At 66.2% G+C, this 11,156-nt stretch carries 7 protein-coding genes; 1 reads left to right on the top strand and 6 read right to left on the bottom strand.

Annotated elements, in window-relative coordinates:
• Window positions 1-48 precede the first annotated feature (48 nt).
• Window positions 49-1,014 carry an L-threonylcarbamoyladenylate synthase gene (locus KJP29_RS02595; protein WP_218461986.1) on the top strand — a complete coding sequence of 322 codons (966 nt, stop codon included), beginning with the start codon at window positions 49-51 and terminating at the stop codon, window positions 1,012-1,014.
• Here KJP29_RS02595 and KJP29_RS02590 read toward each other — a convergent pair.
• The 6 genes from KJP29_RS02590 to KJP29_RS02565 form a co-directional block, all read right to left on the bottom strand.
• Window positions 1,011-1,493: a MarR family winged helix-turn-helix transcriptional regulator gene (locus KJP29_RS02590; RefSeq protein WP_218461985.1), complete on the bottom strand. Its 483-nt coding sequence runs from the start codon at window positions 1,491-1,493 to the stop codon at window positions 1,011-1,013. The genes KJP29_RS02595 and KJP29_RS02590 overlap by 4 nt on opposite strands.
• A gap of 13 nt (window positions 1,494-1,506) precedes the next feature.
• The gene (locus tag KJP29_RS02585; RefSeq protein WP_218461984.1) at window positions 1,507-2,733 is read right to left on the bottom strand and encodes a cytochrome P450; all 1,227 of its coding nucleotides are present in this window, start codon (window positions 2,731-2,733) and stop codon (window positions 1,507-1,509) included.
• Between the two features lie 104 nt (window positions 2,734-2,837).
• Window positions 2,838-4,007, bottom strand: coding sequence for an HlyD family efflux transporter periplasmic adaptor subunit (locus tag KJP29_RS02580; RefSeq protein ID WP_218461983.1), 1,170 nt, complete (start codon window positions 4,005-4,007; stop codon window positions 2,838-2,840).
• Window positions 4,004-6,280 carry an ATP-binding cassette domain-containing protein gene (locus KJP29_RS02575; RefSeq protein WP_370630759.1) on the bottom strand — a complete coding sequence of 759 codons (2,277 nt, stop codon included), beginning with the start codon at window positions 6,278-6,280 and terminating at the stop codon, window positions 4,004-4,006. Before KJP29_RS02575 ends, KJP29_RS02580 begins: the two co-directional genes overlap by 4 nt.
• On the bottom strand, window positions 6,277-7,578 hold the full coding sequence (locus KJP29_RS02570) for a TolC family protein (protein ID WP_218461982.1): 1,302 nt from the start codon (window positions 7,576-7,578) through the stop codon (window positions 6,277-6,279). The genes KJP29_RS02575 and KJP29_RS02570 overlap by 4 nt, the downstream gene beginning before the upstream one ends.
• Window positions 7,579-7,684: 106 nt before the next feature.
• Window positions 7,685-10,954 (bottom strand): Ig-like domain-containing protein, encoded by a 3,270-nt coding sequence (locus tag KJP29_RS02565; protein ID WP_218461981.1) that lies wholly within the window; start codon window positions 10,952-10,954, stop codon window positions 7,685-7,687.
• Window positions 10,955-11,156: the final 202 nt, after the last annotated feature.

Below are 11,156 nucleotides of genomic sequence, written 5' to 3'. Positions count from 1 at the left end.
GCTGAAACTTATTGCTTTCACAATGCGAGACAAGGACAACGCGGCGTCATGGCTCCGGCACTTCAGACAAGGCTCCTGCAGGCGGACGAGGCCGGCATCGCCGAGGCGGCCGACCTTCTGCGCCGGGGTGCTCTCGTCAGTTTCCCGACCGAAACGGTCTATGGTCTGGGCGGAGATGCGGGCAACGATCTGGCCGTTGCGGGGATCTACGAAGCCAAGGGTCGGCCAAGGTTCAATCCGCTGATCGCGCATGTGCCCGATCTTGCCGGCGTGGAACGGATCGCCGTCCTGACGGACGAAGCGCGCACCCTTGCCGAGGCGTTCTGGCCGGGACCGCTCACGCTGGTGCTCGAAGCGCGCCCGGAGGCCGGGATGTCGGCACTGGTGAGCGCGGGGCTTTCCACGGTGGCAGTGCGGGTGCCGGCGCATCCGGTGGCGCAGCGGCTTCTGCGCGCCGTCGATCGCCCCATCGTCGCCCCCTCGGCCAACCCATCCGGGCGGATTTCACCAACCACGGCCGCGCATGTGATGGCCGGGCTCTCCGGACGGATCGCGGCGGTTCTGGACGGTGGCCCCTGCGGTGTCGGCGTGGAAAGCACCATCGTCGGTTTCGCGCCTCGCCCCACGGTTCCGCGCCCAGTTGTGCTGAGACCGGGCGGCCTCTCGGTCGAGGACATCGAGGCCGCATTGGGCGCGCCGCTCGCCACTCGCGACGAGGGCGCGCGGATCACCGCGCCGGGCCAGCTCGCCAGCCACTATGCGCCCGACGCGCCGGTGAGGCTCGGTGCCGAAACGGCGCGGCCCGGTGAGCGGCTCCTGGGGTTCGGGGATGTCGAGGCCGACTGGAACCTGTCGCCCCGTGGCGATCTGGTGGAAGCGGCGGCGAACCTCTTTCGCATGATGCACGAGATGGACCGGGACGGGACCGCCCCCATCGCGGTGTCCCCGATCCCTGACGAAGGGTTGGGCCGTGCGATCAACGACCGGCTTCGGCGAGCGGCGGCACCGCGCTAAGACTTCGCCGAGAGGTTCACGTGCATACGGCGCAGCACGGAGAGGAAGGTGTCCAAGTCTTCCCCCGCGACCCCCGCCATCATCTTCGCCTCATGCTCCAGCGCCACGCCGAGAATGTCTGCATGGAGCCCCCGCCCCTTGTCGGTGAGCCACCAGGTCCGGTTCCGAGGGTTCTGCTTCGGCGCGTCGAAGGCGACGATCCCCGCCTCGGACAGCGTGTGCAAGGCCCGACTGACCGCCGCCTTGTCCATGTGGATCACCTGACAGATCCGGTTCGCCGTGATCTTGGGTTCGATATTGAGCATCGAAATCACCCGCCAGTCTGTGATCCCCAGCCCGAAGTGCGCCCGATATTCGGCCGATGTCGTTCGGGTCCAGGCCGCTGCCGCGACCGACAGAAGAAAGGGCACGTAAGTTTCGAGGTCGAGGATCGTCTCTCCCTCGCGGTCCTTCGTCGACCTGTGAGTCTCGCGGGTCATACGCTCCTCGTCCCTACGCCGGAACAAACCGCAGCGGCAGGCAGTCGAGTGCGTGGATCGCGTTCGAGGGCCGCCAGACCGGCGCGCCGTCGAACTCGATCCGCTTCACTTTGGCGGCAAGCGCGGTGAGGATCGCGGCCGTCTCGCCTCGGGCAATGTTCTGGCCGACACAACCGTGGATACCTGCGCCGAAACCGATCTGACCTACGGGGCGGCGGTCGACCCGGAACTGGTCCGCATCCGCCCCCCATTTCTCGGGATCGCGGTTGGCTGCACCGATCACGGCGAGTATCTTGGTTCCCTCCTCCACCGGATGCCCGGAGATTTCCGTATCCACGCCCGCGGTCCGACCGAAGGTATGGACCGGGAAGGAATAGCGCAGAACCTCCTCGAATGCCGGTTTGATCAGGCTCGGGTCGGCGCGCAGCTTGTCCCATTCGACAGGGTTCTCGGCGAAACAGAAAAGCGCGTTGCCGATGCCCGAAACGGTCGTGTCCACCCCGGCCGACAGGAGCGAGCGCACCAACATCGCGGCTTCGCCCTCGGTGATCTCGCCCGCATCGGCGTCGGCATAGATCGCTGCCCCGATACCATCCGGCGTCAGCCTATCGCGGGCACAGGCCGCCATGATCCAGGGGGCGATCTCGCGGGTGTAGTCGATGGCCTCCCGCCGCAGCCGATTGTCCGGTCCCATCGCGTTGAAGACGCAATTGCCGTAGTCGACGAGATAGCGGTCATGCACTTCCCTCAGCCCCACCGCCTGCGGAAAGACGGACAGGGGGAAGCGTTCCGCGATTTCGGTCACGCTTTCGACGCGGCCCTTGGCCAGCACCTCGTCCACGAGAGCCTCTGCCGCGGTGGCGAAGGTCTGGGCCAGGTCCTTGACCACCTTGGGCGACAGGGCTCGGGCCATGACACGGCGTGTCTTCGTATGATCCGGCGGATCGACCTCGAGGATGATCGACGGCGGGCGCCAGGGTGTTCCGATCTTGAAGTCGTTCAGACCCACGCCCCGGGACGACACGAAATGCGCATGATCCGTGAAGACGCCATGGGTCGACCCGTATTGCCCGACCGCAAGCATGGAATACCTCGGGACATAGACCACCGGCCCCAGCCCGCGCAGCGCGTCGAAATACTCGAAAGGATCGGCCAGAACCGCTTCGTCGAACGGGTCGATGTCGAGCGTTGGGATGCCTTTGGCCGGCACAATGACCCTGTGGCCTTCGATCAGTTCCATGCGCCCCTCCTAAAGCCAGCGTCGAGGACTCAACGAGTTGACTCGTCAACGCTCCATTCCTGCGCACTTCGAATTGATATGTCAACTAATGTGTCCGCCACCCTTCAAGGCTCGCGGAAGGCTTCCCGGGATTTGTAGAGCGGCTTCAACAGGTAGCGCAGGATGGTCTTGGACCCGGTGTGAAGTTCGACATCCGCGACCATGCCGGGCCGGATTTCCAGCCTGCGCTGCCGTTCGGTGAGCGAGGCCATGTCGAGTTTCAGGATCACGCGATAATGCGGGTCGCCGTCGCGGGCGCGCTCGTCCTTGAACGTGTCGGCCGAGACGAGTTCGACCCGGCCCTTGAGCGACCCGTAGATCGTGTAGTCATAGGCCGAGAGCTTCACCGTCGCCTCCTGCCCGCGCTGGACGTTGGCGATGTCTTCAGGCCTGACGCGCGCTTCGACGAAGATGTCGTCGCCAAGCGGAATGATCTGGGCGATCTCCTCGCCGGGACGCACGACGCCGCCGATGGTGGTCACGGCGAGATTGTTCACGACCCCCGCCATGGGCGAGGTCAGCACGGTCCGGTCAAGCTGATCCTCCGCGACGGCAAGGTTCTGTTCGAGCGTCGCCTGCTCGCGCAGCACGTCGGAATACTCTTCGGCACGGGCAAGTTCGGTCTGGGTCACGATCTCGTTGTATTTCACGCGGGCGTCCGCGTGGGCCTGCCGGGCGCGGGTCACTTCGATGAGTGCTACGACCTTCTGATCATACAGATCCTCGAGGATCTTCATCTGGGTGGCGGCCTGTTCCAACACGGCGTTGGCCCCGTCGCGCCGTGCAATGAAATCGGCCTGCCGCGCCGAGAGAAGCGCAGTTTCGGACGCGACGATATTGGGCGTCAGCCGAGCGAGGTCCTCCGGCACGACGAAGGTATCCTCGCCCGCCAGTTCGGCTTCGAGCCGCAGGCGCTTGATCTTGAGCCCGCCGATCTGTTCGGCGTAATCCGTCACGGTCGAACGGAACCCGGTCCCGGTCAGCCGCGCGATGACATCGCCCGCCGCGACCTGATCCCCTTCGTTCACAAGCAGTTCGGCGAGGATCCCGCCTTCGAGGTTCTGGATGCTCTGAGGGCGGGAGGAGGACGTCACCTCGCCCGGCGCACGCACGATCTCGTCGACCCAGGCGATGGCGGCCCAGAGAAGGAACACCAGCACCGAAACGGCCGAGAGCCAGATGAGGCGCGACGGACGTTTGAGGTCCTCGGCGAAGGGTGCGTCCAATGTCGTCATGCGGTCTTCCGTGTCCCCGTCACACCGTCGCCCCGCAGATGCGCGAGCACGTCGTCGCGCGGACCATCCACGACGGGGCGGCCGTTCTGCAGGATGAGAACCCGTTCGCAGAGCGTCAGGATCGGCAGGCGGTGGGTTGCGATGACGGCGGTGCGCCGTCCGAGCCAGTCGTGCAGGCGGGAAATCAGCGCCGCTTCGAGGGTGGTGTCGAGCGCGGCGGTTGGCTCGTCCAGAAGCACCACGTTCGGGTCCTGAAGCCAGAGCCGCGCCCAGCCGATCGACTGCCGCTGCCCGGCGGACAGGCCTTCACCGTTGTCGCGGATCTCAAGGTCGAGGCCCTTGGCATGACCCCGCACAAAGGTGCCTAGTCCAGCGAAGTCGAGCGCAGCCAGCAGCCGGTCGTCGTCTCGGTCGAGAAGCGTGAGGTTCAGGTTGTCGCGAAGGCTGCCGGCAAAGAGCCGCACGTCCTGACCCAGATAGCCCACATTGCGACGCAGGTCGCGGGGGGCCAGTTGCGCCATGTCGACCCCGTCGATCATGAGACGGCCCTTGCCCGGTCCATAGAGGCCCGCAAGCAGTTTCAGGAAGGTCGACTTGCCGGAACCGTTCGTCCCCAACAGCGCGACCTTCTGCCCCGCGCCGATGGCGAGTGCGGGCACGTCGAGGTGCACGGCGTCCTCGTCATAGGCGAAGCTCACCTCCCGCAGTTCATAGGCGCCCCGGATAGTATCGCGCCGCAAGTGGGTCCGCCCCTCGACCGCGTCCTGATCCGAGCCCGCGATGGCGTCGAGCCCGTCCAGCGCATTCTTCACGTTGGACCAGCGCGCCAGCGTTGCGGCAAGCTGCGTCAATGGCGCGAGCGTGCGGCCCGACAGGATACCGACCGCGATGATCGTGCCCACGGTAAACTGTCCGGCGAAGGTCAGGTAGACACCGACCACCACGGCGGCGACATAGGTCGCCTGTTGCACGCCTTGTGCCCAGAAGCCGAGCCAGGCCGCGAGCTTGCGCTGGTCGGACGACTTCAGCGCCTGCAGCAGGCTCAGTTCGTTCCAGAGCCGCATGAACCGCGCCTCGCCCCGGGCGGTCTTGATCGTGTCGAGGTCATAGATCGCCTCGTGCAGGAGGCGCGACGACTTGGCCGAGGCGCCCTGCGACTGTCTGGAAAGCTCCACCATGCGCTTTTGAAGGAAAAGCCCCGGCAGGACCATGAGCACCCCGCCCCCGACGAGAACCAGCACGATCGGCCCGCCGATGGAGGCCACCAGAAAAAGGAAGAGCGCGATGAAGGGAATGTCCGTGAGCGCGCCGATGGAGGAAGCCGTAAAGAACTCCCGCACCGAGGAAAATTCGCGCATGGAGGCGAAGAGGCCGGAGGGCGTGGCAGGGCGTTTGTCGGACCGCATACCGAGGATGCGCGACATGAGGAGCGACTGGATGTTGAGCTCGATCGCCTTGCCCGCCCCATCCATGAGCCGCGCCCGCGCGACCTTGAGACCCGCCTCGAGCAGGATGGCGAGCCCCGCGCCAAGCGTCAGCATCCAGAGCGTCGGCGTGGATTGATGCGGGATCACCCGGTCATAGACCTGAAGCGAGAAGAGTGCGACGGCGACGGCCAGCAGGTTCGCCGTGAAACTGCCGAGTGCCACTTCGTAGAAATGCCGTTTGTAGCGCCGGATTTCGCCCCAGAACCAATGCGGCGGCGTCCCACGCACCGCATGGCGAGCGTCGATCTGGTCTCGGGTCGCGGTGGCGCGGATGACCTGACCCCCGAAGAAAGGGTCGAAGTCGGCCATGGGCACGTCGGTCTGCCGGTCCCGTGCGCCCGCTTCATAGATCGTCACGGTATCGGCCGAGGCCCCGAGAACCAGAACCGCCTGTCCGTTCGTCATGATCGCAACGGCAGGCCAGAGCGCGGGATCGAGGGTCCGCGTGACCGTGAGCCTGGCCTTCAGTCCGACCGCGCGAAGCCCTGCCACGATCATCTCCGCGCTCACGCCCTGCGACCCGTCGCCCAGCGCGAGCATGGCGTCCTCGATGTCGCGGGCGACTGCCGTCTGGCCAAGAAGCGCGGCGTAGGTTTCCAGAAGAGCGGCGCGGCGAGACAGCCGCGTCGTTGTCGCCGCCCGGCGCAGTTCGGGGTCTGACCTCGTCACGGTGCCCGACGTGGCGGGGGCAGCGTCCGGCGCGGGGTTCGCGTTGGCCGTGGGCCGGATCGTGCCCCGGAGCGCGGCACCGGTGATGGTGACGGGAAAGGGGTTCGACCCGGTCACATCGCCGCCCCGTCTGCAAGAACCCCCAGCGTGCGCGCCAACTCCACGTCGATCCGCGCCGACTGATACCGCGCCTGGATCGCGTCGTCGGCGAGCCGGGTCGCGGTCTCGATCACATTGGCCAGTTCGGTCACGCTCCGGGTGCCGGCCTCGAACTGGCGCTGAAAGAGCGTGGCATTGGCTTCGCTCTGGGTGGCAAGCTCGGCCGAACGTCGGGCATTGGCGGCCATGCCGTCGCGCTCGGCGGCGAGCGCGGCCAACTTGCGGTTCACCTCTTCCCGCACCTCGTCCACCCGCCGTGTGGAGGCCTCTTTCGAGGCTTCGACCGCCCGCAGGTTTTCGGGCGTGGAAAACCCGAAGCCCGAGTCGGACGAAAGCTGCAGATCGGGCCCGGAGGTCCCCTGATTGGAAATCGCGCCACCTGCCGACAACCCGGGGAGAAGCCCCGCACGGGCAATGGCAGCCTGCGCCATGTCGCGCTTCATCTCGGCCTCGGCCAAATGCAGCGCGAGCGGCGTGACGCCGCTGGGCAGGGCGACCGACGAAAGACCATGAACCTCATCCAGCGGACGCGCCGACATGGCCGCCAGTTCGGCTTCTGCACTGGCGGCCTTTCGCGTCGCGGCTTCGGCGCTTGCTTCGAGTTCGGCGACCTTGGCCCGGATGACCGCGAGTTCGGACAGGTCGGCCAGCCCCCCCTCGACCCGGGCGGTCATGTTCCGCTCCAGTACGCGCATCCGGCCAAGCCCGGCCTCGGCCACGCGGGCGCGGTCTCGTTCTTCCTCAACCGTGAGATAAAGGACCAGCGCCGTATGCACCCGGTCGTTCTGGTCCTGCGCGAGATTCACGGCAGCGGCTTCCACATCGGCCCGGGCGAATTCGCGTTCGGCCTTCTTGCGGCCGTTGTCGAAGATCACCTGGTCGATCACCAGCGTCGCGATGAAGGACGAGAAGTTGGCAAGGCTCAGGTTCGGTCCGAGCGACGGCAGCCAGTTCTTGTCCGCCGCGCGCGAGCGAAGACGAGCCTGCTGCAATTCAGCCTCGGCCGTGCGTGACGAGGCGTCGAGGACGGACCTCGCGACCGAATCGTAAGGCGAACCCGGCAGCAGCACCGAACGCCGGGCCATCAGGGCGTCGATGATTACGGAGCGGTTTTCTTCCGACCGATCCGCCTGCGCCTGGGCATAGGCGCCCATGCGGGTCACCTCCTCGGGACGTTCTGCGCCCACCCCAAACGGCAGATTTCCGGTGATCTCGTCGGACATGCAGCCGGACAGGGCCATCGCGAGGATGGCCATGGCCGTCTGTCGAAATAGTCCCTGCCTCAAGGGTCCTGCCTCTCTCGCTTGCCTGCCTCTGCCCGGCGCGCTCTTTCATCGGCGCGCCGTGGCATGATCTTCGCGATCAGGTCGTGAGTTGAATGTCGTCGTCGATGATGAGCATCCCGCCTTCATCGCCGAGCGTGTAGATCGTGTAATCCTGATTGCCGATGGTCACGTGCTGGTTGGTGTTGGTGAAGGCCGACCCGTCGGTGATGTCGATGATCACCCGATCGTCCGCAGAGCCATGAATGGTCAGCGCGTTGGTGTTGACCGAAAGCCCTTCGAGCACATCCGCCGAGATCGTGAGTTGGCTGTCTTCGGCAAAGCGCAGGTCGATGGCCTCGATCTGGTGGTTGGCGAACCCCGGGTTCGCCATGTTGATCGTATCGGGCAGGGCCCTGTCCTGCACGAAGAGCGTCGAGCTTTCGTTGCCAGCGTCGTCCGTCTTGGTAATGACGAGGTGCGACCCGTTGGGAAGATCCTGCGGGAAGTTGATATAGACCTCGCCCTGCCGGAACAGGTCGTCATAGGCGGTGTGGGTCACCGCGCTTTGCGCCCCGGTCGGCGACAGCGCCACGATTGAAGCCTCGGAATCGCCGGTTTCCACGAGGATGGCCCGAAGGTTCTCGCCCTCGCGGGTATAGGCGTTCACATAAGGCCCGTCGGGCGCGACGGTGTCGAGCACGATGGTCTCCGTCATCAGGCGCGCGTTTCCTGCCGCATCGGTGGCGGTGACGCTGAGCTGGAGGTTGCGTTCGCCCGTGCCGATCTCGGCCGGGGAGAAGGTCACGGCCCAGTTGCCGTTGCCGTCCACCACGGCGGCATGCGCAACCTCACCAAGGTTCACGACGACCGAAGATCCACGTTCCACGGTTCCGGTGAAGGTCACGCCCGTTGCCGCCTCGGCCGCGTTGATCGCCGGATTGCCGTCGAGGGCCGCAGCCCTGGACAAGGTGTTGACGAGGGTATCGACGCGGACCGTGTCGGTGATCATCGCGGGGTTGCCCGCCGGATCGACCACACGGACCGTGACGGGCACATTCAACTCGCCCAGGGGAAGCTCGCCGGGCAGGAAGTTCGCAGCCCAGCTGCCCGCCGCATCGACCGAGGCCGCATGCGTGAAGCCGTTCATCGTGACCTGCACCGTCGATCCCGGCTCGACCGTCCCGGTGAGGGTGGCACCCGCGGCCGCTTCCGCACCGTTGATAACGCCGTCCACATCCACGACGCCCTGCCCGGTGAGGTTGTCGACCACCGTGTCGATCCGTACGCCGTCACTCGCAGTCTTCGTGTTGCCGTAGCTGTCGGTGATCCGCGCGGTGATCGCCGCGTCATAGGTCCCGACCGGGATCTGTCCGGGCGCGAAAGTCGCACTCCACTGCCCGGTGGCAGAAGAGAGAACCGTCGTTGACGCGTTGCCGAGCGTCACGACCACCGCCATGCCCGGCGTCGCCGTGCCGGTGACGGTCACGCCGTCAGCCCGTTCGGCTGCGTTCACGATGTCGTCGATCTCGATCATCGCCGGGCTGATCGCCACCTGCCCCGCGTCGGTGTCGACCCGGACGCTTTCGGTCATGGTGGCCACGTTGCCCGCCGCATCGCGCGCCGAGACGGAAAAGAGCGCGTCGTATTCGCCTGAGGGGATGGTGCCGGGTGCGAAAGTGGCACTCCAGCTGCCGTTGGCCGCCACGCTGGCATTGCGAAGGACATTCCCGAAAGAGACCGTCACCGTCGATCCGGGCTCGACGGTCCCTGTGATCGTGACCCCGGCGGCGAGCTCGGACGTCGACAGCACGCCATCGCCGCCGATGGGCGTGGAGGTGAAGGAGAAGTCCCGGACCAGTGTGTCGATCGCGACCGTGGTCTGGGCCGTGGTGGTGTTCCCTGCCAGGTCGGTCGCGGTGACGCTGACAATCGCCCGGGTTTCCCCGGCAGGCAGGTTCGCACCAGCAAAGGTCACACTGTAGGCGCCATTCCCCGCGACATTGGCCGGGAGCGTGACAGTGCCGATGGTGACGGTGACCGTTGCGCCCGGTTCGGCGAGGCCCGACAGGGTGACGCCGACCTGCGCTTCCGCCGCGTTCACGATGCCGTCGGTGCCTGCGCCCGAGAGCTGCGCGGTCAGGGTGGTAAGCGTATCGACCGTCACCACGTCGGTGACTGTGGTCGTATTGCCGTAGAGGTCCGTCGCGACCACGGTCAACGTGCCGGAATACTCGCCCGAGGGAATCTCGGAGGCGTCGAAGTCCACGGACCATTGGCCGTTCGCGCCGACGGTGCCCGTATGGGTGACGCCTTGAAAGCTCGCCTCCACGCGTGCGCCGGGTTCGCCCGTGCCGGTGAATGTCACGCCCGCCGCCGCCTCGGCCCCGTTCACGATCCCGTCCGCACCGCCGGTCCCGTTGACCGTCGCTTGCGTGACCGTGTCGATGACGAGCGTGCCGGAGGTCGACGTGCTGTTGCCGCTTCCGTTCGTCGCTGTCACGATCACCGTCTGGCTGTATTCGCCGCCGGGCAACGCAGTCGAGGGGATGGTCGCGCTCCAATTGCCATTGGGCCCCACGGTTGCCGGATAATCGGTGCCACCGACGGTGACGATCACGGTCGAACCCGGTTGCGTCGTGCCCGTCAGGGTCGACTGACCGGAGGCGTGGCCCGCGCCGTTCACGACGATGGACCCGTTCGCGCCACTGCCGGGCGTGAGCGTCACACTGGCCGGAACGGATTGCGCCCCGCCGCCAGCACCCGTTCCGCCCGCTCCCGCGCCGCCGCCGCCCGAGGCCAGCGCCACGGCCCCAAGTCCGGCGGCGCCAAGACCGGCGGCCGCCAAGGCACCGCCGCCCCCTGCCCCCGCGAAACCCATGAGCGGGATCGCCGCGAAGCCCGGACCCATCGTCACTTCTTCCTCGCCGCCAGCGTAGCCTTGGGCATAGGCCCCGGCGACCATCGTATCGTCGGTGCCGTCGCCACGCGTCACCACCGGATCGTCCGGATAGGACAGGGCGTCGAGGTCCGAGAACTTGCCCCAGGTGTCGGCCTCGACATGGGTGACCGCGCCCGTCGCCGAGACCCGCGTTTCGATCAGATGGCCGCCTTCGTTGAGGTAAAGCGTCGACTGCGGATCGCCGTTGAGACCGTAGTACTCTTCGAGCACGATCTTGCGTCCGTCGGTGAGCAGCAGAACGAGGTCCTGCCCCGACCGAAGATACCCCGCCACGTCGAGACGCCGCAGGTCCAGCGAGACGTGGCTCGCCTGCGGCATGGTAATGGATTGTATATCAATGGAATTTGTAACCGAACCCTGTTGGAGATTGCCAACAGCATCGCGGATCACGAATGGGATCGCGCTCATGTCTTTACCGCCTACCTCGATGCAGCAGCTCTTTGTAATCGGCCGCTTGCTTATCTCTTTCGAGAGCCATAGCGGTATCCTTCGATATTTTCCAGCACAAATGGACCATCTGGTCCGTAACCGGGGTCAACACTGGCGCGTGCCGGGCAAAATTGTCACGTCAGGGACGCGGTTTAGGCGTGATGTGAGGCGCAAATAACGG

Origin of the sequence: Maritimibacter sp. DP1N21-5 (genome assembly GCF_019218295.1) — a bacterium.
Classification (GTDB): Bacteria; Pseudomonadota; Alphaproteobacteria; order Rhodobacterales; family Rhodobacteraceae; genus Maritimibacter.
This window is presented reverse-complemented; position numbering and strand designations above follow the sequence as displayed.